This window comes from Chryseobacterium sp. X308 (assembly GCF_020733145.1).
Taxonomy (GTDB): Bacteria; Bacteroidota; Bacteroidia; order Flavobacteriales; family Weeksellaceae; genus Chryseobacterium; species Chryseobacterium cupriresistens.
The window spans coordinates 469,455-494,128 of the sequence record NZ_JAJFZH010000001.1; the positions used below are offsets into that span (position 1 = coordinate 469,455).

Sequence of the window (24,674 nt, forward strand, 5' to 3'; positions counted from 1 at the left end):
GACTACAAAATACAAAAAATCTATAATAATTTCAATATTAAAAGAAAATATTAATAATATTTTAATGAGGCCAGAAGTTAAAATCCTGATAATCTGTTAACATATGAAACAGAAGCCCGATTCCTATTATCCTGATATTTCCTTTAAAGAACAACAGCAAAAAATACACCGCAATGGCATAATAAGAATGTAAGAAATGAAAACCTATGCTTCCTCTTGAAGGATCAAAAATTGGATTGGCAAAAAGATGGTCAAGATCTACCAGCATGGTAGCAAGAAGAATAAAATATGCCCTTTTCCAGTTTTTACGATAAAAAATCAATGCAATAAAGACCGGAAAAACAAGATGCAAAAAATAATGGGTAAAAGTTTTGAGCAGTGCGATATCTGATGGAGCCATTTAAGAAAGTTTTATTCGGGTTCTGTGCTTACCACCGTAAAAGTAAGGGTAATTCTCCTTTCTTCGCTTTTATTTTTACCCAATAATTCTGAGCCTTGTTCCCATACAATACGTAATCAATGTCAGAAATGATCTTTTTTTCACTGTCACTCAGCATTTTCAAAGAAGAATACAGCAAAGCATTATTTCTGATCATAATATAGTTTTGCTTTAACCGGCTGGATAATGATATCGGATTCCGGGTTGATTTTATCGTAACACCTTTATTATTTTGCGTGATTTTATTAGGTTGAAAGGGAATTGCAGTAAATTGATTTTCGTTGTTGATCCATTTTTCAGACTGGAAATATTGCCAGGTTTTCTCAGGATCATTACTCAGAATATCGATCATATAGCTGGGCTGGGTGATCTTTTGAACCGTCTTTTTTTCAACTTCATTAAAATTATCATCATATTCATACGTGACGATGGTATCATTGATCTGTTTAAGATCTGCAGCAGCCTTTAAAGATGTTATCTGTGAAGAATCTGCTATACTTTTTTTGAAAAAACGGGTAAAATTCCTGATGTTTTCTCTGTCTAATTCAAGTTCCAGAAAATGATTTCCTTTCTCAAATTTTGAAGCAATTGTATTAAAAATCTCCGGATTTGAATTATTCTTGATTTCAATTTCGTCCTCATTTAGCTCAATGGAAAAGTTTCGGATTTTCTGCCCTGAAATGAATGAAATGCTTCCCACTGTATTTTGAATAAAACGGCCTGCCTCCCAAACAGAATGTCCGGATTGGTGGAGAAGTTTTTTCTGAATGGTTCCAAAAGCAAGGTCAGAAGTTCCTGCAATGCAATGGTTCCCGTTGATCATAAAGAAAAACTGATCTTTCTGAAAAACGTTATTTCCTTTGGCCACAAAGTCTTGTTTCTTTAAACAGGTAATGAATTTTTGCGAATCTTTAAGCTCTAAAACACTGTACCATTCTGAAAATTTAGTGTCTTTAATATGAAATATCTGTAGAAAATCCGGAATTCTGATTCCTGAATCTTTCAGTGAACCGGAGGTTTTACTGTTTGCTTTGCTTCCGGACCATTTTGAAGGATGGGTTACTAAACTGAAGAGGTATTGTCCCGTTAATTTCTTCGTGTCGATTAAGACGACTGCATCTGCGTTATCAGGAATATATTGAAGGCTTTTATCTTTGTAAAAAGCTATAAAATATACTGCAACAGCCAGCAATAAAAATAACGGGACAATAATCTTCTTTTTGTTCATCTATAAAATTTGAGGCTTCTTTTCTGTTTCTTTTGTTTTAAAAACCTGATCGAATATATCAAAGAAATACATTAAGCTGTTTTCTGAAGAATCTTTGATGTTATAATTCATCTCAGTCTGGATGCTTTCTCCTTTTACTTCTGTTTTATAATACAGCTCACCCACATTTTTTTTGATCGCCTCTAATGTTTTTCTTTCTTTCGGAGTTTTGAATTCTTTGTCTAATCCTGTTAAAAGCTTCTGGATATCCAGTCTGCCGGACAATGGATATTTAGCGGAGTCTTTTGCCCATTTTCTGGAAATATCAGATTGGCTTACCGGTAAATTATTATCTGCTGAACTCATAAGATACACTACTCCATCTTTCACAGTAAAGAATAACTGATCAACATAGCCGCCGTTTTTTTCTTCCTTAAAGGTGTATACATTTCCTTTTTTAGAGAATCTTTCAGACAACTTTTTATTGGTGGTCAGCATATCAAAAATACGATTCCAATAGCCTTCATTCTCTGTTGCAAAAGCGAAAGTGAAATTAGGAACAGCAATTTCTTTGGTTTTCTTTACTTCTTTTTCATTGAAATCTGCATCATATTCATAATCGGTATATTCTACTTTTTTGGATTTCAGCTCGTTTAAAACAAAGATTCCGTTTCCAGGTGCAATTTTGGCAATGGCTTCTTCATCCAGCACTATCTTCATAGTTTCCATGATCAGTTCCATTTCTTTTTTGTACTCATTTTCCCCGGAGTTCTGAAGAAGGCTGTACATCATGTCAAAGCATTTTGCTCCATTCACATTCATGGCATAGTAACCGACACTTTTTTCATTGATCAGCTCCAGCAGTTTTTTGTTTTTCTTCCCTTTATAAATGGCAGAAATATTCTTTTGAATCTCAGCATTTTTGTGCTGATAATTATTGACAAGTCTTACTTTATCTTTATCGAAATACAGATTGTATACATAATTGGAGTTGTACATGTTTTTGAAAAACTGTCCGTAGCCATAATACTTCGTCATTTTTCCATAAATTCCTTCATTTACAATTCTTCCATAGTCTGTATACACAAAAACATCAGAATTGGCATCTCTGAAAGCCAGCATTTCTTTTGGAACGTCAATCTCTAAGTTTGAACTGAAATATTGGTCGAAACGATCTTCAGCGTTCTTTTTAACAACCTTGAAGTTTTCTCTCCTGATAGAGTCCTGCTCTTTCTGATAGGCTTTATCTTCTTCCTCATCATATTCCGCATCAGGCATTTCCTCTCCATTTTCAGAATTCTCAGCACTTTCTTTCTCTGCAGGATATTTATGATGTTTTTCCAGGTATTTGATATCTTTCTGGATTCTTGCAATCTCGTTGTTGTTTTCTTTAATACTTTCTTTCAGGTATTTGATATCTTCCTTCAGGTTTTTAATTTCTTCTTTATAATCGAAAGGTTTTTCCGGTTCTTCGGTATACACTGTATCTCCCGGTTCTGCGTAAGCGGAGTCTACCACTGCAACAGCAGTACTGTCTGTAACTGCTTCCTCTGCCCAAAGGTCCTTATAAGGTTTTGTATAGCTGATCATACTGAGAACAGCACGGCTCCCGTTCCACGCTACAAAAATATCATCATTGATATCTACATAAGAATAATTCTTTCTGCCGGAAACTTCCTGTCCTTTTTTCTTTACAGAATTAATGAATTCCTGAAACTTTTCCTTATTATCAATGATAAAATGAGTATTGTAGGTCTTAATAGAATCATTAAAACTTGCGTAATGGTATTGAACAGCGTCATATTTAATTCCTGTTTTGGAATAATCTGTCCACGAAAGCTTTTCTTTACTCTTTTTGCTGAGCTCATGCAGCAAAGGATTTAGTTTATTCCAGTTGATTTTATTATTAAGCTGCTTTCCGTTGACTTCCATATAAAATACAGCATCGGAAGGGATTTTCATACTGTTTTGGCCGAAAACCAATGTAAAGCCAAAGAGAACGAAAATAATGGTTTGCGTTTTTAATAAGATAGATTTCATGACTATAGTTTAGAAATTTATTGAAAAAGAATGGTATTTTGAATTTGCTTTTTTTGAAGGATGAGGTCCAGAATATCAGCTTCCAGTTTAAGAGCTTTTTTGTTGGGAGAAAGCACATAAGTAGTATTCGATTGTGATTTCACTGGAGTTTCAAACTGCATGATGGAAGTATATTTCGCATCAGTAAAAACCTCTTTGTCTGCCTTACTCATCTCGTCATAATCAGCCTTGAAAGTATTGACTTTATTCCTTATCAATGTCTTTTTTTCAAGATTCTGACTGTAAACCTGAGTCGGAACCATTTTACCCAATATTTTCTGGGCTTTCAGTTTTTCCAGACCTGCATTAATGTTTTCAATCTTTTTGAAATTACAGCTCAGCTTGATGATGTAATTATCAAAATCCATGGAGGTTTTCACATTGCTGATTCCGGGAGTTCCTTTAAAAATTCTGGCAGCCTCATTGATTTTAGTTTCAATTTCTGACTTTTTAGGAACTTTTTTTCCGTTGATGGTCTCCATTTTAGAAATTGAAGCAAGTCTTGTTTTGCTCTTGCTTGCGTTAAGAATAATGGTATATTCTCCTGTACCATCAGCTTTTAAGTTCACCTTATCCAGGATATCGAAGCAGCTTGTTAAAAAAAACAGGGGAAGCAGAAGAAGAAATAGTTTTAATATTTTTTTCATGATCAGGTTAAAAGCACAAAATTACTTAATTCTGGCCTTACATCCTTATAATCTTTGATTTTTTGGGCATAAATAGCTGTTTCCCGGTACTTTTTCAGGGGAAAATACGGTATTGCTTCCGTATATTATTTTTTAAACACGCCCTTTAAGATAATCCTGGCGAAGATCTTCATCCAGCTTTTCAATAGCATACCGAAGGCAGGTTCTGGGCATTTCTTTGTAGTACAGATTCAGATAGCTGATCAGTTCTCCTTCATTTTTATTTCCCATTTCTCTTAGCAGCCATCCGTTTGCTTTGTGCATCAGGTCATGGGAGTGTTTAAGATTTCTGGTAACAAATTCTTTGGTCAGATCAAATGAACCTTTTTTTATATAATGCATTGTTCCGACAACAGCAATCCTTTTATGCCACATCTCATCAGATTCCGAGAGTTGCTTAAGAAGGCTTTCTTTCTGATTTTCAAAAGCATATCTGCCTAAAATTTTATAGCAGGTAGAATCTACAAGATCCCAGTTGTTCACATAAGGAAGATGATCCAGATAAAAAGCGACCACTTCTTCTTTTACTGCCTTATCTTTTGTTTTCTCAAATTTTAAAATAAGCATAAAAAGAGCTGTCAGCCTATGTTCATGATATGTTGAAGAAAGTAATGTGCTGAGTTCTTTTAAGCTTATTTTTGAGTAATATTCTTTTGCAACAGAGCGCTGATCCGGAACTTTTACGCCCAGAAACAAATCACCTTCGCCATATTCTCCTTTTCCTGTTTTGAAAAATCTCGGAAAGAATTCAGCCTTTTCAGGAATGGATAAAACAGCAAGCGCTTCCTGTATTTCTTTAACAATGCTCATATGATTTTAAGCGTTTTCTTCTACAGCAATATTTTCCTGCTCCTCTTCTTCTTTGGCAATCTTATTCGGATTGGCCACTTTAGCAATGGTAAGTCCCTGAACAATGATTGAGAATACGACAACACAGTAGGTAATACTTAAAATAATTTCACTGTATTCACTTTTAGGGATAGACATCGCCAATGCAATGGAAACTCCGCCACGAATTCCTCCCCAAACAAGCACTTTCACCGTTTGTGGGCTGAAACTTCTTCTCAGGGAAGTAAATTTTGTAGGTCCCCAGATCGAAATAAATCTTGCCAGCAAAACCACCACAATGGCCACTAAGCCCGGAATCATAAAATGTCTCAGATCTTTAATCATCAAAAGTTCAAAGCCGATGAACAGAAATAGTACCGCGTTCAGAATTTCATCAATCAATTCCCAGAATTTGATCAGATAATCCTGAGTAACGGACTTCATTTTGAAACTTCTGTTGAAATTTCCCATAAACAATCCTGCTGCAACCATCGTCAATGGTCCGGAAATATGCATCTGACGGGCAATCAGATACCCTCCCATTACAACAGAAAGTGTTACTAATACGGAAATAATATAATCATCCACTTCACGCATCAACCTTGAAGTAACCCATCCTAAAAGCACCCCGAGTAAAAGACCTCCGCCCGCTTCCTTAAGGAGAAGCAATCCTATCGTTTCAACACTCAGATCCACTTCTTTTCCGATCGCCAGCTGCAAAATCACTGTAAAGACCACAACTGCCATACCGTCATTGAAAAGAGACTCTCCGGCCACTTTTGTTTCCAGTGATTTGGATACATTGGCTTGCTTAAGGACACTCAGAACCGCTACCGGATCGGTAGGAGAAATCAAGGCACCGAAAACAAGACAGTAGATAAAAGGAAGTTTAACACCCACATAAGGAAGCAGATAAAACATTCCAAATCCTACTACAAAAGTAGAAATCACAACCCCTACTGTGGAAAATATTACTACAGGTCTGAACTGTTCTTTCAGGTCATTAATATTAATATGAATTCCTCCTGCAAAGAGCAGAAAATTAAGCATGGCACCCATCAGAACTTCTGTAAAATCTATTCCGTTCATCAGGTTATGAAGATGTCCGAAAGTTCTGGGAAGAACCGTTTCTCCGAACAGGACCAGAAAAATAGAAACCACAATGGCAATGACCATAATTCCGATGGTACTCGGAAGTTTTAAAAACCTATAGTTAAGATAGGCAAATATTGATGCTAATACGATTAATGCTGAAAATGAATAATATAATTCCACTAAGTGTTTTTATTTTAAGATTAATTGGTGAGTTCCAAATAGAGTATTTTGATATAAATCTGCTTCGCGTCCTTTTCCCATATATCAAACATCGCATCTTTAGAAGCTTTTGAACTCCTGGTATAATCCTGTCCTATATTCAGAATGTTGAGCAGAATATACTCATCTCCTACCGAATTGACGATATAGGCTGTTTTCTCGGATTTTCCGTCTCCGGAACTTCTTATTCCTTCGGTAAGGGTACGGAACTGATTCAGATGGTGTACAAAGTTATTTCCATCTTTTACCGAGTCGTAAGCCCTAAGAAGGATCAACAGAATATCCAGATTGGTAGGATCTTTACCATACAAAGCTTTTCCCTGCTTGATACAGTCTGCAAAATTATTTTGCTTAAAGGCTTCTACAAGACTTTTAAAGCTGTCTCCCGATGTGTTTATTTTATCGCTCCTAAAATTTCTTCCGTAATACAGATATTGAGCTTCTATACTATCCAGAGACTTTGGGTATCCTTTAAATTTGAAAATAAGCTTCTCGTAATTGTACGGCGAATCGGAAGTCCTGAGACTTTTCTCAATAGCTTTTAAATCAATTTTTGATTTCTGGCTGAACCCAAAAACCGAAAACATGATGAATAAAAGGAAAAAGTGATACTTCATTAATTGTTGCTTTCTTCTTCGTCGTTGTCGAAATATTCGAAAAGAAAATCGTTGTATGGGAATCTGGAAATATGAATCTTCATGACCTCATCATAGATCATTTTCTTCATTTCCGGGAAGTTTTCTTTCGTTAATGCAGAGATGAAAACCGTCGGATATTTTGACTTTGCCATCCACGTCTTTTTCCATTCCTCAAGAGAAATATTTTTACGGGTTGAAGGCGTAAGATCATCTTCATCCTTTTTCTCATAGCTGAAATCGTCAATTTTATTGAAAACCATGATCATTGGCTTCTGATGAGCGTTGATTTCCATCAGGATATGATTAACAGATTCTATATGATCTTCAAAGCTTTCGTGAGAAATATCCACCACATGGATCAAAAGATCGGCTTCACGAACCTCGTCCAATGTAGATTTAAAAGATTCTACCAGCTGAGTAGGAAGTTTTCTGATAAACCCTACGGTGTCTGTCAACAGAAACGGTAAATTTCCAATTACCACTTTTCTTACCGTGGTATCCAGCGTAGCGAATAATTTATTTTCAGCAAAAACTTCAGATTTTGAAATGGAATTCATCAGGGTAGATTTCCCTACGTTGGTATATCCTACCAAAGCTGCACGAACCACTTTCCCACGGTTGTTACGCTGGGTAGCCATCTGCTTGTCTATCGTTTTCAGTTTCTCTTTCAGCAATGTAATTCTGTCACGGATAATACGACGGTCAGTTTCAATCTCCGTTTCTCCGGGACCTCTCATCCCGATTCCCCCTTTCTGACGCTCAAGGTGGGTCCACATTCTTGTCAGTCGTGGTAAAAGATACTGGTATTGTGCCAGTTCAACCTGAGTTCTCGCATATGAAGTCTGTGCTCTCTGGGCAAAAATATCAAGGATAAGATTGGTACGGTCCAGGATTTTAACCTCCATTTCCCTTTCCAGGTTTTTAAGCTGTGAAGGAGAGAGTTCATCATCGAAAATTACGGTTCCGATCTCGTTTTCTTTTACATATTCTTTTATCTCGATGGCTTTTCCGCTACCGATAAAGGTTTTGGAATCAGGCTGAGTTAATTTTTGGGTAAAGCGCTTTTGTACGGTTGCTCCTGCTGTGAAAGCTAAAAACTCAAGTTCATCCAAATACTCCGTCAGTTTTTCTTCATCCTGATTCTGGGTAATAACACCCACCAGGACAGCTTTCTCATAGTTATGTTCTTTCTTTTCTAACATTAAGTTCTGTCTATGTTTATGATTTTTACAAGTTAATATTTTTCAGAAAAAAAACAAAATCAATTTTTATTTAATAACATATTTTAATATAAATTTAAGTTTACTGATGAATGATTTATAAAAAATCAATAACTTTATATAATAAATTTCTGATTTTTAATTATTTAAATCAAAAACTAATCTCCGGAATATCATGGTTACCCATATCAAATGTATGATTATTGATGATGATGAACTGGACAGGCTGGTTCTTCAGCATTATATCAGGCAATATCAAAACATTGAAATTGTTGCCACTTTCGATACTGCAGAAAAAGCAGTTCCCTATCTTGACATTCCTGTTGATCTCCTGATTACCGAAACCAATTTAAGGGGGATGAACGGTCTTGAGTTCAGGAAGCTGGCCCATAAGATCCCTGCCTGTATTTTCGTAAGCTCTCATCCCGAACTGGCAGCCGGAGCTTTTGAGATTAATACTTTAGATTTTATTACCAAACCTCTTACCGCAGAACGCTTTCATTATTCCATGGAAAAGCTTTTTGATTTTTTTGAAGTAAAAGAAAAATGTGAATGCTATGATGCCATGGTGGGAGAAAACTGCATCAAAATAAAAGAAGGTGGACATATTTTTCAGATTAAAATGAAAGATATTCTTTACCTGGAAGCTCTGAAAGATTACACCAGAATCATCACACTTGAAAAAAATCATTGTATTTTAAATTCGCTGGGAAATCTTCTGCAAAAAAGTTTTTTTAATTCTTTTGTCAGAATACACAGAAGCTATGCTGTCCCACGTCATCTTATCCGCGGAAAAAACTGTCACGAAATAGAACTTCCGCATCGTATAAAACTTCCTATTGGCCGAACTTACAAGGACAATCTTTCCTTTTTTAATCCTTAAAAATACATCATAACAATTCACCAGTGCCATTGGTCGATTATTTCTGCCGTTGGTCTATTTTCCTGTCATTCAATGGAGATAGGTGGTAATTTAGTCTTCCCAAATTCCCCGACAAAACACATCTATTAATCACCAAAACTGTTATCCATGGAAAGAATATCTATTTACTGTATTATTCTGTCTGTCTTTTCCATCCCCATACTGCACGCACAATCTGTAGTTTTGGCAACCGGGCTGGATGCATCAGCAGCTAATGGTTTTGTTTCTTACAGTGTAGGCCAGACAACCTACCTGGAAAAAGGAACAGGACAGGTTCTCGAAGGTGTTCAACAGCCTTACGAAATCATCACACTTACCACTCTGGAAAATTCCTCTGAACTCAAAGACATTTTGCTATATCCTAACCCTTTTAAAGATTATCTGTATTTGGATTTTACTTCAAATAATTTTAAAGGGTCAGAATATCAGCTATTTGATGCTCAAGGCAAGCTAGTAAAAAAAGATAAGATTTCACAATCAAAATCTGAGCTTAATTTCTCCTCACTTCCTTCTGCTATGTACATTATCAGAATTACCCAAAATGGGGAAAATATCAAAACTTTTAAAATCATTAAAAAATAAAATGCCATGAAAAAAATATTATCACTGTTTTGGATTCTGATAGGTTTCTTTATGGGACTTTCTCAGGCTCCGGAAAAAATGAGCTACCAGGCTGTCATGAGAAACGGATCCGGACAACTATTAGTCAATCAAGCTATTGCTGTAAAAGTAAGCATACTACAGGGATCTCCTGCCGGAGCCGCAGTCTACTCTGAAAGACTCACCGGAAATACGAATGCCAACGGACTTATCAGCCTTGAAATAGGAACCGGAACTGTACTTACAGGAACATTCGCTACCATCAACTGGCCTGCAGGAAGCTATTACCTAAAAACAGAAACAGATCCTGCCGGAGGAACCAGCTATACCATAGTAGGAACCAGCCAGCTGTTAAGTGTTCCTTATGCAATGTATGCCAAATCTGCAGGCGGCGGCGGAAGCTTTGCCATTCCTTACAGCACAACTGTTAATAATGCTTCGACTCTGTTTTCATTGATCAACGATGGAGATGGTACTTCTCTTGAGGGAGTAAGTAATGCTACCACATCCAATATTTCTGCAGTAAGAGGAATTGTAAACAGTGCTTCTCCCGGTGGATTTTCCAGTGCTGTACGTGGTATTAACAATGGTACAGGAGGACTTGGAGTCGGGGTTTACGGAAGCCAGGCCGGAAGCGGCTGGGGAGTATATGGTGTTACTCCGAACGGACTGGGTGTATATGGTAATGCCAGCGCCAACGGAACCGGGGTTTACGCCAACAGTAATACAGGCACAGGTCTTACCGCTACCAGTAATAACGGGATTCCCGCAAGTATTTCAATCTTTAATAATGCGAATAATAATGTTGCCCTTAGTGCATCCAGTGTAGGAAACGGCACGGTTATCAATGTTACCACTTCAGGAAACGGAGCCGGAGTCAGAAGTTCTACAGGAGCCGGATTTGGGCTGCATGGAATAACTTCCTCACAGACTTCCGCCGGTGTTGTAGGTGATAACAACGGTGGTGGTGAAGCAATAGTGGGCAGAACCACCAGTGATATTGCCGGAGCAGTCGTAGGCCGTAATGACGGAGGCGGATATGGAGTAAGAGGATTTGTAGCGACCAATACATCCGGAACGGGTATCGGGGTTTACGGTCAGGTAGGTTTAAATAACAGTACCGGACGTGCGGGAAGATTTGAAAATTTCAACAATACAAATACTGATGCCAATACTTTTGAAGTAGCATCTAACGGAAATGGAAACATCCCTGATAATACCAAAGGCAATGCTGCTTCTTTTGTACTCAATAATACCAATAGTGTTGGAGCTGCTGTAAGAGGGGAAGTCAATACTATTTTTGGAAATTTTGGTGCTGCCGCTATTTTTGGTGTTTCATCCGGAACCGGAGGACGAGCCGGACTATTCTACGCTTCCAATCCTGCCGGAAACGGATCATCACTGATCGCTTTGACAGACGGTAACGGTAACGCCATTACAGCTAATGCGGGTAAAGACGGCAATGGGGTTGAAACCAATATTGATGGTGCCGGAAATGCGCTTTATGCATGGGTTCCTACTTTTGCTACAGGACGTGCAGGAAGATTTAATATTTTCAATGAATCAAACACCAGCGATGTTATCACTGTAACCACTGTTGGAAACGGTATTGCAGGTAATTTCAAGGTAGATAAAGTGACCGGAACCTCTCCTGCAGTAAGAGGAGAAGTCAATTCTCAGTTTGCCAACTTCGGCACAGCAGGAATTTATGGAGTATCTTCCGGTACGGGAGGATATGCCGGGTTATTTTACGCCAGTAATCCTGCAGGAAATGGCCCTGCACTGATTGCCATTGCAGAAGGAAACGGTAATGGTATCACCGCCAATGCCTCAAATTCCGGAGACGGTGTGGAAGCAACAGTAGATGGCACAGGAAATGCAATTTATGGCTGGGTTCCCAATTTCGGTACGGGAAAAGCAGGTAGATTTTCCAATTTTAATACCAGTAACAGCCAACCTGTATTGTATGTAACCAATTCAGGTACAGGATCTGCCTTGTCTGTTAACCATACTGGTTCTTCAGGGGATCTTGCGATTTTACAAAGCGGCGGAGTAAATGTTGCCAGAATCAATAAAACAGGAAAAGGATTTTTTAACGGCGGAACACAAAACAGCGGTGCTGACGTTGCTGAAGCGTTTGATGTAAACGGAAGTATTGCCCAGTATGAACCCGGGGATATTCTGGTCATCTCAACCAGCACAGACAGAACCGTTGAAAAATCATCAACACCTTATTCTGGTCTTGTGGCAGGTGTATATGCTACCAAACCTGGTGTACTTCTCACAGAAGAACATATTGACACTGATATTTCTGATAAAGTTCCAATGGGCGTCATTGGTGTTATTCCAACCAAAGTATGCCTTGAAAACGGAAAAATAAAAAGAGGAGACCTTTTGGTAACTTCATCTAAAGCAGGTGTTGCCATGAAAGCAGATATCAAAAAGGTAAAAATAGGACAGGTAATCGGAAAAGCGCTTCAGGATTATGACCAAAAAGAGATTGGAAAAATTCAAGTATTAGTCAACATAAAATAAACCGTCATGAAAATAGCATACATTATCCCGTTATTATTTTTAAGCACTATTATCTATGCTCAGGAAAATAAAAAGGTCGCTACGACAGAGGAAGATCAAACATTGGTTGTAAAACAGGCACAGGAACAGCAGGCTAAACTGATGCAGGAAGCTAAGGAAAATAATGAAAAGAAAACCGTAAACTCAGGTCTTGCCTCTGATCAAAGCCTTGAAGTAAAAAAACAGGAATCCAAAACCAAAGCAGCTGCAGACAATTCAGGCAAGCTCCTCCCCAACACAGCTAGTCTTGAAGACCTCAAAAAAACAATTCCCAACAGACAGGCATATCACAATATTACAAATTCTAGGAACACAAAAATGAATGTTACCGGGCTGCCTAACACAGCAACTCTGGAAGAAATAAAAAAAACGATTCCCAAAAACTAATAACCCTAAAGGCTAATAACCTCAAAAAGCTGATAACCAAACTAGATTTTTCAAACAAAGAAGTCCGCTGCAAGGCGGACTTTTGTATGGTAAGGGAGCATCATTAATCCCAGTCAGCAGCTACAAATTTCATTGAATTTCCATGATCATCGGATAAAGTAAGAAAATGCCCTTCAATAGAATAATGAGTCATCGTTTCTATTTTCTTCTGAAAAGACATTTCAAGATTCATATCCTGACAGGCTTTCATGGTACTCACTCCTTTTGAGATTTTCACTTTTCCTCCTGTTTTAAATTCAGTCATAAAAGACATCCGGTTACATCCCATATAAGAGCTCGCCTGAATTTTACCCTTTACCTTATTGGCTGTCAGATTGAATTCGGCTTTATTAGCTATTAATTGGTCTTTTGAAAAACCATCAAAAGAAACCAGCATCCATTGCCTTTGAAGAAAGGGATCTTTGGCGGGTACTGAAGAACAGTTCAAAACAACTCCTAAAAGTAAAACTGTAAAAAGTGGTAATAGTATCTTTTTCATGTGAATTATCATCCCATTTTCATACCATTCCAGGACAGAATCTCGTAAAAATTAGTAAATTAGCGACACAAAAATTATTTTATAAAATGAAAAGACTATTTCTACTATTCACTTTCTTACTGGGCTTTGCTCAGATGAGGGCGGATGAGGGGATGTGGCTGCTAATGCTCATCAAAAGACTTAACGGTGTTGATATGCAAAAAGAGGGTCTGCATCTTACGCCTGAAGAAATTTATTCAGTGAACAATTCAAGCTTAAAAGATGCTATCGTAAGTTTCGGTGGTTTCTGTACAGGGGAGATTGTTTCTGATAAAGGACTTATATTTACCAACCACCACTGTGGTTACGGTGCTGTTGCTGCGGCTTCTACACCAGAAAAAGATTATTTGAAGAACGGTTTCTGGGCAATGAAACAGAAAGACGAATTCAATGCAAAGGATCTTTATGTAAGATTTTTAGTAAGAATGGATGATGCTACGCAAAGAATCAATTCTAAGCTAAACAACAATATGACCGGAGCAGAGAGAAAAGCTGTTATCGATGCTGAAACTAAGGCTATCCAGACAGAAAACTCTGAAAACGGAAAATATACGGTAGTCGTAAAAGATTTCTTCAACGGAAATGAATTCTACTATTTCGTATACCAGGATTATAAAGATATCAGATTGGTAGGTGCTCCGCCTTCATCATTAGGAAAATTCGGAGGAGATACAGATAACTGGGAATGGCCAAGACACACTGCAGACTTCACCGTTTTCAGAGTGTATGCTGATGCTGCAGGAAATCCTGCTGAATATTCTCCAAGCAACACTCCGCTGAAGCCTAAGCATTTCCTTCCGGTTTCTCTTAAAGGAATTAAGCCTGGTGACTTCTCAATGATCTTAGGATACCCTGGAAGAACAAACCGTTACCTGACTTCTTACGGAATTCAGCAGATGGTAACTAAAGATTATCCGGCATGGGTTGAAGCTTCTAAACTGGCTATGGATGTTATGAAAAAATACATGGACAAGGATAAGGCGACTCAGCTTAACTATGCTTCTCAATATGCTTCTGTAGCTAACTACTGGAAAAACAGACAGGGAACTATCGATGCTGTAGAGAAAAACGGAACTATTTCTGACAAACAAAAGATTGAGGAAACTTACAATAAGTGGGCTGCAATGCCAGGAAATGATCAATACAATGGCGTTTTAGAAGATATTGGTATCTACTACAAGCAAGTATCTGATAGAAATGTTGAAAGAAACTATGCGACTCAGTTTACAAGAAATGCAAAATATATTACCCTTGCTGCTCAGCTAGGATCTGCTCTTAAAGCGTATGCTGCTCAGGATATGCAGGGAAGATTAGCGATGAAAGCTAAAACAGAAGCTGCTATCAAAGCTGCTTATGAAAACTTCAATCCAGCTTTGGAAGGAGAAATGCTTGCCGCTATGACCAGCCTTTATCAGGCAAGAGTTAAAAACCCGGAAGTTGCTTCTGCTACTATTTTAGGGTTGGATGCTAAAACGGTTTCTAATTTGGCGTATTCTTCAATCTTTGCTAATAAGACTTCTGCAACGAACTTCTTATTGAATCCGGATGCATTGAAGCTTGATGCTGACCCACTTTGGAAGGCAGCTAACGGAATTGTTGCTGATCAAAAGATAAGCACAGACAGATTTGTAAAAATAGATGACAACTTTGCAAAAAACAACCGTCTGTTCTTAGCTGGTTTAATGAAGGCTATGCCTGAGAAGAAATTCTACCCGGATGCTAACTCTACAATGAGATTAACTTACGGTACTGTAGATAAATTACCTATCAGAAATGACAGAAACTATTTCGGAATTACTGATAACTACTATACAGATATGACTGGTCTTGTTGGAAAATACAAGAAAGGGGATGAAGAATTTGATCTTCCTCAAAGAGTGATTGATCTTTACAACCTTAAAGATTTCGGTCAGTATGCTGATGCTGCAGGTTATATGCCTGTAAACTTCCTTTCAAACAACGATATTACAGGTGGTAACTCAGGTTCTCCAGTAATTGACGGAGATGGTAACCTTATCGGTATCGCTTTTGACGGAAACAGCGAAGCATTAAGCGGTGATATCGTATTCGAGCCTGAATGGCAGAAAACCATCAACGTAGACGTTCGTTTTGTTCTTTGGACAATCGATAAGTTTGCAGGGGCAAGAAGATTAGTTGACGAGCTGAAGCTTGTAAGAGATGCCAATACTCCGGCGGATACAAAAACTAAAAATTCAGGTACTACAACAATGCCTAAGAAAGTTAAAAAATAATCATCTTATCTGATATATTTTTGAAACCGTGAAATTTACTTTCACGGTTTTTTTATTTTTGATTATTAAAATATTTATCATGAATCCTGAACGTATCGAATTTACAGCCATTATTCAGCAGAACGGAGCAATGAATGCTGCGTTTGTAGAATTTCCATTCTCTACAGAGGAATTGTTTCACAAAAAAGGACAGGTAAAGATAAAAGCCCTGTTTGATGATAAAGTTGAATACCGCGGAAGTCTTGCCAAAATGAAATCCGACTGTCATATTTTAGGTTTGACTCAGGAGATCAGAAAGCAACTTGGTAAAACCTTCGGAGATGAGGTTTCCGTATCCCTTATTGAAGACAAGGAGGAAAGAGTGGTTGAAATTGCAGATGATATTGCCCTTGTTTTTAAAGAAAATCCGGGAGCAAAAGCCTTATTTGATGCCATGAGCTACACCCACAGAAAGGAATACATCCGCTGGATTGAGGAAGCCAGGAAACCTGAAACCAGAGAAAACCGAAAGATGAAAATGATCCGGATGATTCTGGAGGGGAAAAAGGGAATATAATTGATTTTATTTTTCATTCTAAAAAACTATACCTGAAAAAAAGCTGAATTAAGAAAATATTTTTTGTCAGGATCTGAAAAAGTAGCCGACTATAGTTACAGATATCAATTATAACTATAAAAATTTACTTTTATGAACAGGTTTATTTTCAGAACATCAGTTTTAGCAGCAGCTACTCTAGCTGCATTCACTCTTTCTTCATGCCGTGATTCGGATAATGCCATGATAACGGATATGGCTTTTCAAAGAACCATCACTTTTGAAAACGTTGTAACTCCCAAAGATTTTGTGCAAAGCGGAAGTTTTCAGGGAACAGGAACCCCTCCTGTGATTATGCCCGGGCAATCGGTTTCTGTTACATTCAGTGCAGGAAAAGCTCAGGCTTTAATGTTTGCCACCATGTATGGAGCTTCAAAAGACTGGTTTTTTGCTTCCCAGCAGCCAGGGATCAAACTGTTTGATGCCAATGGAAATGCTATTACCGGAGATGTTTCTTCAAGTGTCCGGTTATGGGATAACGGAACCAAAAATGATACCACCGGACAAGCTGAAAGCAAGCCTGTCATGCAGGTTCCTAATGTCAATGCTTCCCAGCTTATGAAGCTCAATCTCTCTTACAATGATGTAAGTTCGGAGTTTACGCTCACCATTACCAATACATCCGGCGGAACGGCCAACGAAACTCCTTTTTCTCCAGGTGTATGGGCGGTCTCCAACTATGATGGCTCTCAGCTGTTGAACAGCGCTCCGTTTTTTACTCCTAACGCTTTATCGAATCCTGAGATTACAGATATTGCTCAAATGGGAAATATCAGTAAAATGATGACAAAACTGAACGCCAACACAGGAATTATGACGGGGCTTTCTCCTGCCCTGGTGGTGGTTTACCGCGGGGATAAAAATCCAATTTATGAATTAGGAAAATCAGACAGCGGAATAGGTTTGAAAGACATTGCACAGTTCGGAAACGTAACCAAGCTTCAAAATAGTCTGAAATCTCTATCTGATGTGAAAGGTGTATATGTTGCGGGGAGTGCTCCTGTAGTACCGGGAAGCAAAGTAACAACAAGTTTTAATGCTGAGCCGGGCGATAAAATTGCCTACGTAACAATGTTCGGATTTTCCAATGACTGGTTCTATTCCAATGAACAAAATATTGATGCGAATACTAAAGGTGACCTTAGTTCAAAAACTTCACTATTTGATTCCGGGACGGGCATAGACCAATATCCGGGAGCTGGAAATCATCAGGCTCTGTTTGGCGGAACTCCACAAAGTGAAAACATGAGTATTTCCAAAGTAGGAACCCAATATCCTGTTCCTGCTGTACAGCATGTGATTAAAGTAGCCATCAACTAATCTTCAGATAAGAAAAGGTCAGACAATATTGTTTGACCTTTTTTATTATGCTGTTCGGAAAATAAAAGTATATCCGTTTTATTATTGTTTCAGTGCTCCTTCCAGATATTGTTTTCCTCCTCCATTGGTAACGGTTATAAAGCCTTCATAATGGCTTACCTTCACTCCCAGGTCATTATTTATTTCTTTAAAATATCCAGCATTTTCTCTGTTATAGAACGTATCTCCCTGCCAGAGAAATTGTGCAGACTGTCCTGTTTTGTTTTGAATTGTAAGAACTCCCAATGGATTTACCAATCCCCGGGATTTAATATCCACCACTGCACTTTCATTAGCAGCGAAATCTTTTGACAATACAATAACGTCATTCATCTATCCTGTTTGGTTTTCAGTTAATTAAGAAAATGAAATAAGATTTTTTCATTACTCTGATACAAATATCCTGGTCCACTGCGACAAAACCTGACGTATTTGCCGAATAAAAATTAAAAGCCCAAACATATTCTGTCTGGGCTTTTTCAATGATTTAATACTATTCAACCGGAATTCCGAGATATTTTAAGTAGGAGTCCAGCATTTTTTTATCAAATACCGGTTCCTGAATGCCTGATCCCTCCAGATACTGAATAACATTGGAACAATCCCATATATAAGTATTCTGATAAAGTTCTACAGTGGATAAGCCTTCATGAATATTGTCCCTGAAAAGACTTGTTAATGGATACAATCGGTTTTTACTGTCATCTTCCCACTGCTTTCTCCATTCTTTATAAGGAAGATTTTCTAGTGTGAAAGGATAATATTTTTTCAGAAGTTCGAAGAATTCTTCTAAAGTGAGATCGGTTTCCGGACGGGCAATCAGATTGAATTTTTTGCCTATCGCATCTTTATTTTTTGTGATATGAGCCATGGCTTTGGTCATATAATCTACGGTGATAAGACCTTCTCTAAGCTCTGTAAGTGCCGGGTAAGATTTGAACTCTATACAGTTTTTCACCAATCCGGACCACCATTGGTAAGAAGCACTTGCTCCTGTTTCGCTGTGGCACATGGCATATCCGAGACGGTAAGTAATCAATGGCAGTCCTTCTTTTGCTGCTAAATCGGCAACCGCTTCCATCACCCATTTACTTCTTACGTATCCGATATCTTTACTTACAGACATCAGGTTTTGTTCAATATCATCAGATTCAAGCACTACCTTTTTTCCGGTAAAAATGTGTCCCCAGCTGTATACGGAAATGGTTGACAGCAAGGCGAGGCATTTTGTTCTTTCTGCTCCCGCCAGTTTTATGACTTCCCTTAGTCCTTCTACATTGGGAGCTTTCATATAGGAATAGGGTTCGATAAAGTTGACGGAACTTCCGGAATGATAAATCAGATCGGTTTGCCTGGCAAGCTTTGTAAATGTTTCCTGAGACAATCCTAAGGATGGCAGGGTCAGGTCTCCGATAACAGGAATGATCCGTGATTTCTGTTCCGGATTCTGTGGAATATGGTATTGTTTAAAGCATTTGTCAATCTTTTCCATCGCATAGAACTCATCCTGAGCTCTTACAAGGCAGTAAATATCAGCATTTGTAGTATCCAGAAGTTCCTGCAGCAGGTGAATTCCTACAAATCCTGTAGCCCCCGTTAAAAATATAGCGGCAGGATTTTCCACCTGCTCAGGATCAAATCCGCCGGCAAAAACAGTTCCGGGGGCGAGATAAACATCTTTCTGAAGTTCTACATAGGGCTCCACGTCTTCCGTGGGGATGGCTTCTCGGGTTTCTCCGGATCTCTCAATAAGAACTTCCGACAGTTGCTGCAGTACCGGATACTGATAGATATCCCGAAGATACACTTTCACATCCAGCTTTCTTTGTAAAGCTACAGCAACAACTGCGACCAGCAGTGAGTTTCCTCCGATATCAAAAAAATTATCTGTAATATTAATAACAGGCCGCTCCAATGCAGAAGACCAGACTTCTGTAATAATTCTTTCTGTCTCGTTGGTTGGCGGTTCAGATGAAACCAGTTCTTTTACTTCTTTATCGGCCAGATCTATTAATACCTGAGTATCTGTTTTACCATTTGCCGTTAATGGGATTTTATCTATAAAAATAATCTGTGCAGGAACCATATACCCTGGAAGTTCATCTTTCAATGCATTCCGGATTGATGAAATATCTGTTGCGGCTCCGGGATCTAAAACAACAAAGGCAATCAGGTATTTGTTGCTTCCTTCAGTCTCTTTACCAATCACCACAGCTTCTTTAATATTTTCCTGCTGAATCAGTGAACGTTCTATCTCCCCAAGTTCCACCCTGAATCCCCGGATTTTTACCTGATTATCAATTCTTCCTAAGAATTCAATCTCACCATCCGGTTTCCATCTGGCCAGGTCTCCCGTACGGTAGATTTTCTCTGCTTCATTGAATGGATTCGTAATAAATTTAGCATCCGTAAGTTCTTTATTATTAAGGTATCCATTGGCTAAAATACTACCTCCGATGCATAATTCTCCTACAGCTCCCACCGGCAGCAATTCTTTATTTTCCCCAAGAATATAAGCTTTCGCATTGGCAATGGGTCTGCCTATTGAGGAAACATATTTTCCATTGGCATCTTTCACTTTTTTATAAGTAGCGTATACGGTACATTCTGTGGGACCATAATAATCCACCAGCTCATAGCTTAATTCTGAAGTAAGTACCGGCTTTAGCTTCTCACCTGCTGTAAAGAGATATTTGAGCTTCAGGTCATTATAATTGCGGGTAATATCCACTACAGAAGGAGCCAGAACAGTAGGCACAAAGCCATGGGTAATATGATTTTTTCTGTAGTAATCTACCAATGCCTGAGCTTCTGTTCTATCCTCATTGTCTGCAATAAAAACCGTTGCACCTGAAGTAAGAGCCGACCACGTTTCCCACACAGAAATGTCAAATGCCAATCCCGCCACAAGAGTCAGTTTTGAACTGTGATCCACATGAAAATGATGGTTGTGCCATGTTACCAGATGTTGTATGGCCTGATGGCTAACCATCACCCCTTTGGGTTTTCCGGTTGAGCCTGAAGTATAAATGGTGTATGCCAGAGCGTTCTGATGGATGTTAATCTCTGGATATTCTGAAGGTAAATCATTAAGATTTTCCCTGTTGCTCAGATCGAATATTTTTGTATTTCCGGTTTCTGATAAAAGCTCTTTAAGAATTTGATTAGTAATGATAAGATCGGCAGAAGTATCGGAAAGGATATATTCTACTCTCCTCGCAGGATAGGCAGGGTCTATTGGAACATACGCCGCACCTGTTTTGATAACTCCAAGTACAGCAATGATCCATTCTAAAGAGCGGTCCAGCCAGATGGGAACATATTTTCCTTCTTTGATACCATGGCTCAGTAATAAGTTGGCTACCTGATTGCTTCTCTGATCCAACTCTCCATACGTAATCTTCTGATTCTGATAAACCGCAGCAGTCTTATCAGGATGAAGGATTGCCTGTTTCCGGAAAAGAGATTCCAGGGTTTCTTCATGATGATAATCCCAACCGGTTTTATTAAATCCGTTGAGCAATTTTTCTCTGTCTTCAGAAGACAGTAATACCGCTGAACCTATCGATAAGGTTCCTGATGAGGGAATTGTGTTTGACATAATAATTTGATTTGGATTAAAAATTTGTAATTAGCAGCTTAGTGCTTCGATGTTCATTTTAAACTCCTTGAAATGAGAAAAAAGGATGTAAAGCATAACCACAGCTTATTTTACTCAATGTGTTTTCATAATAGTTTTAAAAACCGAATGATACAGAGTTTCACACGATCCTCTCAGTGAGCAGACCGGTAAACAGTGTTCAAACGATGTTTATTGCAGTCGGGAAGAAGAAAGAATACATTGCAGATATTCTTCAGGAATTAGAGACAAGACTCTATTCAGAATTTAAAGATTTAATTTTCATAATGTAATATTTTTAAAAATTTGGTAATCAAACTTATCATAATATTTTAAACCATGTGTTACATAATTACGATCATCTACCACATCCCGAAATAGATATTGTGGAAGAGATACTGGATTACAATACATTACGCAGCCTAAAGCAAAACTTTTCTATATCTAAATTTAACAGGATCAATGTGTGGGAATATTCTCTACATTTGTAAAACAAAATAAAATACACTTCATTCTAGTATGGATCAAAAACTGAAGAGAGACCATGGATTTATACACATTCCATGCAATGAACTGGATATTTTTATACTTTCTGACGGATATTTTGGTATTGGATATCACCAGCCTATCTTAGCACCAGGCATCCCTCAAAACCTTGTAAAAGATGAACTCCGTAATCTTTATCTATCTGAATCTTATTATGAAGCACCTATTAATGTTATGCTTATTAAAAAAGGTGACCGCAACATTTTAGTGGACACAGGAGAAGGGTTTTATGATGAAGAAAACGCGGGGAAATTAGTATACAGCCTTACTGCAGCAGGGTTTACATCAGAGTCTGTTACTGATATTCTGATTACACACGCTCACCGGGATCATATCGGAGGAATTCTTTCTAAAAACGGTGATTTCGTATTTCCGAATGCCCATTATTATATTTCCAGTCAGGAATTTGAATTCTGGACAAGTGATGAACCGGATTTTCAGAAAAGTAAAAACCCGGAAGGAGGAAAGCCAAGCATACCTTTGGTTAGAAAAGTTCTTTCTGCTATAAACAGCCGGCTTACGAAGTTTGAAATGGGCGATCAATTATTCTCATGCATTCAAACAGAAGCTGCTCCGGGGCATACTCCGGGACATATTATTTATACAGTGAATGATGGGGATTTATCAATAACCAATGTAGTAGATCTTTTTCACTCTCCCCTGCTTATTGCAAAACCGGATTGGGGAACACAATGGGATATTGACTTTGAAACCGGTGTTGATACCCGCAAGAAAGTTCTTGAAAACTGCTATCAAAACAGAACACTTATCTGCTCTGCCCATCTTCCCTGGCCGGGAATAGGATATATTAATAAAGTGAATGATCAGTTTCAATGGATTCCTAAAGTATATAACAACCCTTTTTCGATCAATCTTAAAATTGACCAGAAGGCAGGTATAGTATAAATTTTTCTAAGAAAAAGAGGTCGGATCGTTTATCCATTCCAGAATTCACGATCCAGACTTCTGTATTGTATCGCTTCAGAAATATGATGTGACAGTATATTTTCAGATCCTTCAAGATCGGCTATTGTTCTGGCAACTTTAAGAATCCTGTCATAAGCCCTTGCCGAAAGATTGAGTTTTTCCATAGCTAATTTGATAAGACCGAAAGAGGTTTCATCCAGTTCACAATACGCTTCAATTTCCTTAGGCCCTATTTGCGCATTACTGCTGATATTGAGGTTTTGATATCTTTTATTCTGAATATCTCTTGCTTTGAGTACACGGTCTCTGATATCTTTACTCTTTTCACCTTTTCTTTTTTCGGAAAGCTGTTCAAATTCTACTTTCTGAACTTCAATATGAATGTCTATTCTATCTAAAAGAGGCCCTGAGAGTTTGTTCATATACCGCTGCATTTCATAAACAGATGAGGTATTATTAGGATCATCGGGAAAAAACCCGCTTGGGCTGGGATTCATAGAAGCTACCAGCATAAAACTTGCAGGATAGTTGACCGTAAACCGGGCTCTTGAAATCGTTACTTCACGATCTTCCAGAGGCTGCCTCATTACTTCCAGCACCGTTCTTTTAAATTCAGGCATTTCGTCGAGAAATAAAACTCCGTTATGAGCAAGGGAAATTTCTCCGGGCTGAGGGTAACTTCCTCCTCCCACCAGGGCAACATCAGAAATAGTATGATGCGGAGATCTGAAGGGACGAACAGTCATCAATGAGGTTTCTGTTCCTATTTTCCCGGCTACAGAGTGAATTTTTGTTGTTTCCAGCGCTTCTTTCAATGTCAGAGGAGGTAAAATACTGGGAACTCTTTTGGCCAGCATTGTTTTCCCACTTCCCGGCGGCCCGATCAGAATAATATTATGTCCGCCTGCTGCAGCTACTTCCATCGCTCTTTTGGCTGTTTCCTGGCCTTTAACTTCAGAGAAATCGAAAGGAAAATCATTGATCTTTTCATGAAATTCTTTTCTGGTATCCAATGTCACTTTTTCAAGCGCTTTTCCTTCGTTGAAAAAATCGATAACCTCTCTGATATTTTCTACTCCGTACACATCAAGGTCATTTACAATGGCTGCTTCTCTGGCATTTTGTTTTGGAAGAATGATTCCTTTAAACCCTTCTTCCCTGGCCTGTATCGCAATGGGCAAAACACCTTTAATCGGCTGTAAACTTCCATCAAGGGAAAGTTCCCCCATAATAATAAAGTCTTTAACATTCTCTGCCAATATCTGATCTGAGGCGGTTAGGATGCCAATAGCAATACTGAGATCATAAGCAGAACCTTCTTTTCTAAGATCTGCGGGAGCCATATTAATCGTAATTTTCTTTCCGGGAATTTTAAATCCTACATTTTTCAATGCTGCAGAAATTCTGTAACTGCTTTCTTTAATAGCATTATCAGGAAGTCCCACAAGATGGTATCCTACTCCTCCGGTATCTACATTTACTTCAATAGTAATTGTCTGTGCGGCCACTCCATGAATGGCACTTCCATAAATTTTGATCAGCATGGTGTGTTTTTGAAGTAAAAGTAATGAATATACTATTTTGAAAATCCGGGTTTTATATTAACAGTATTCTAGCCAGACAGATATTTAAAAAAAGATTTTAAGAAAACAGATCCTCAGATATTTTTGTAGAAGCACGATGATGATAATAAAAAACCGGTACAAATTTCTTTGTACCGACTCAACCATTATTAAAAACTAACGAAAAAGATTATGCCATCTGAATTACTGAACACTAAGTGTAAGTCAGGAAGCGGATGCCGGAAAGAGGAAATTCCTTTTTGGGGTAATTATGATCGTCATTAGATTAACAAGGATGAAAATGTATCTATGAGCGTAAAGTATTAAAATAAATCACTTCAGT

The 24,674-nt window shown here is 38.2% G+C and carries 20 protein-coding genes; 8 read left to right on the forward strand and 12 right to left on the reverse strand.

All coding sequences use genetic code 11. From position 1 onward, the window contains the following. Positions 1–61: 61 nt before the first annotated feature. The 8 genes from LIV57_RS02100 to hflX all read right to left on the reverse strand — a co-directional run bounded on the left by LIV57_RS02100 (position 62) and on the right by hflX (position 8,393). Entirely contained in the window at positions 62–400 is a 339-nt protein-coding gene (locus LIV57_RS02100) for a DUF6122 family protein (protein ID WP_227941218.1), read from the reverse strand. Between the two features lie 28 nt (positions 401–428). Continuing rightward, complete coding sequence (locus LIV57_RS02105) at positions 429–1,667, reverse strand: hypothetical protein (protein WP_227941219.1); 1,239 nt, start codon at positions 1,665–1,667, stop codon at positions 429–431. Continuing rightward, positions 1,668–3,686, reverse strand: a complete 2,019-nt coding sequence (locus tag LIV57_RS02110; RefSeq protein ID WP_227941220.1) for a hypothetical protein — start codon at positions 3,684–3,686, stop codon at positions 1,668–1,670. Between the two features lie 17 nt (positions 3,687–3,703). Further along, positions 3,704–4,372, reverse strand: a complete 669-nt coding sequence (locus LIV57_RS02115) for a hypothetical protein (protein WP_227941221.1) — start codon at positions 4,370–4,372, stop codon at positions 3,704–3,706. A 132-nt stretch (positions 4,373–4,504) separates the two neighbouring features. Further along, positions 4,505–5,221, reverse strand: coding sequence for a DNA alkylation repair protein (locus tag LIV57_RS02120; RefSeq protein ID WP_227941222.1), 717 nt, complete (start codon positions 5,219–5,221; stop codon positions 4,505–4,507). 6 nt (positions 5,222–5,227) lie between these two features. Next, the gene (locus LIV57_RS02125) at positions 5,228–6,514 is read right to left on the reverse strand and encodes a cation:proton antiporter (RefSeq protein WP_227941223.1); all 1,287 of its coding nucleotides are present in this window, start codon (positions 6,512–6,514) and stop codon (positions 5,228–5,230) included. A 20-nt stretch (positions 6,515–6,534) separates the two neighbouring features. After that, a complete protein-coding gene (locus LIV57_RS02130) occupies positions 6,535–7,170 on the reverse strand; it encodes a DUF4919 domain-containing protein (protein WP_227941224.1) in 636 nt (211 codons plus the stop codon). Then, a complete protein-coding gene (gene hflX / locus LIV57_RS02135) occupies positions 7,170–8,393 on the reverse strand; it encodes a GTPase HflX (RefSeq protein ID WP_062673053.1) in 1,224 nt (407 codons plus the stop codon). The genes LIV57_RS02130 and hflX overlap by 1 nt, the downstream gene beginning before the upstream one ends. 193 nt (positions 8,394–8,586) lie before the next feature. Here hflX and LIV57_RS02140 point away from each other — a divergent pair, with 193 nt between their 5' ends. The 4 genes from LIV57_RS02140 (at position 8,587) to LIV57_RS02155 (ending at position 12,894) form a co-directional block, all read left to right on the forward strand. Beyond that, complete coding sequence (locus LIV57_RS02140) at positions 8,587–9,294, forward strand: LytR/AlgR family response regulator transcription factor (protein ID WP_227941225.1); 708 nt, start codon at positions 8,587–8,589, stop codon at positions 9,292–9,294. A gap of 147 nt (positions 9,295–9,441) precedes the next feature. Continuing rightward, complete coding sequence (locus tag LIV57_RS02145; protein WP_227941226.1) at positions 9,442–9,915, forward strand: T9SS type A sorting domain-containing protein; 474 nt, start codon at positions 9,442–9,444, stop codon at positions 9,913–9,915. 6 nt (positions 9,916–9,921) lie between these two features. Further along, positions 9,922–12,468 (forward strand): beta strand repeat-containing protein, encoded by a 2,547-nt coding sequence (locus LIV57_RS02150; protein WP_227941227.1) that lies wholly within the window; start codon positions 9,922–9,924, stop codon positions 12,466–12,468. Positions 12,469–12,474: 6 nt separating this feature from the next. Then, entirely contained in the window at positions 12,475–12,894 is a 420-nt protein-coding gene (locus LIV57_RS02155) for a hypothetical protein (RefSeq protein ID WP_227941228.1), read from the forward strand. Between the two features lie 103 nt (positions 12,895–12,997). On the opposite strand, the gene LIV57_RS02160 is transcribed toward LIV57_RS02155, so the two are convergent. Next, positions 12,998–13,432 carry an META domain-containing protein gene (locus LIV57_RS02160; RefSeq protein ID WP_227941229.1) on the reverse strand — a complete coding sequence of 145 codons (435 nt, stop codon included), beginning with the start codon at positions 13,430–13,432 and terminating at the stop codon, positions 12,998–13,000. Between the two features lie 86 nt (positions 13,433–13,518). Here LIV57_RS02160 and LIV57_RS02165 point away from each other — a divergent pair, with 86 nt between their 5' ends. The 3 genes from LIV57_RS02165 to LIV57_RS02175 all read left to right on the forward strand — a co-directional run bounded on the left by LIV57_RS02165 (position 13,519) and on the right by LIV57_RS02175 (position 17,638). Continuing rightward, on the forward strand, positions 13,519–15,723 hold the full coding sequence (locus tag LIV57_RS02165; protein WP_227941230.1) for a S46 family peptidase: 2,205 nt from the start codon (positions 13,519–13,521) through the stop codon (positions 15,721–15,723). A 79-nt stretch (positions 15,724–15,802) separates the two neighbouring features. Continuing rightward, complete coding sequence (locus tag LIV57_RS02170; protein ID WP_227941231.1) at positions 15,803–16,279, forward strand: YdeI/OmpD-associated family protein; 477 nt, start codon at positions 15,803–15,805, stop codon at positions 16,277–16,279. 132 nt (positions 16,280–16,411) lie between these two features. Then, positions 16,412–17,638 carry a spondin domain-containing protein gene (locus tag LIV57_RS02175; protein WP_227941232.1) on the forward strand — a complete coding sequence of 409 codons (1,227 nt, stop codon included), beginning with the start codon at positions 16,412–16,414 and terminating at the stop codon, positions 17,636–17,638. Between the two features lie 81 nt (positions 17,639–17,719). On the opposite strand, the gene LIV57_RS02180 is transcribed toward LIV57_RS02175, so the two are convergent. Both LIV57_RS02180 and LIV57_RS02185 read right to left on the reverse strand, forming a co-directional pair. Further along, positions 17,720–18,010 (reverse strand): hypothetical protein, encoded by a 291-nt coding sequence (locus LIV57_RS02180; RefSeq protein ID WP_202841972.1) that lies wholly within the window; start codon positions 18,008–18,010, stop codon positions 17,720–17,722. Between the two features lie 160 nt (positions 18,011–18,170). Next, positions 18,171–21,278 carry a non-ribosomal peptide synthetase gene (locus LIV57_RS02185; RefSeq protein WP_227941233.1) on the reverse strand — a complete coding sequence of 1,036 codons (3,108 nt, stop codon included), beginning with the start codon at positions 21,276–21,278 and terminating at the stop codon, positions 18,171–18,173. 537 nt (positions 21,279–21,815) lie between these two features. On the opposite strand from LIV57_RS02185, the gene LIV57_RS02190 reads away from it, so the two are divergent. Next, entirely contained in the window at positions 21,816–22,748 is a 933-nt protein-coding gene (locus tag LIV57_RS02190) for an MBL fold metallo-hydrolase (protein ID WP_227941234.1), read from the forward strand. A gap of 29 nt (positions 22,749–22,777) precedes the next feature. Here the strand turns inward: LIV57_RS02190 and LIV57_RS02195 are convergent, their stop codons facing one another. Next, positions 22,778–24,313 (reverse strand): YifB family Mg chelatase-like AAA ATPase, encoded by a 1,536-nt coding sequence (locus tag LIV57_RS02195; protein ID WP_110009073.1) that lies wholly within the window; start codon positions 24,311–24,313, stop codon positions 22,778–22,780. Positions 24,314–24,674: the final 361 nt, after the last annotated feature.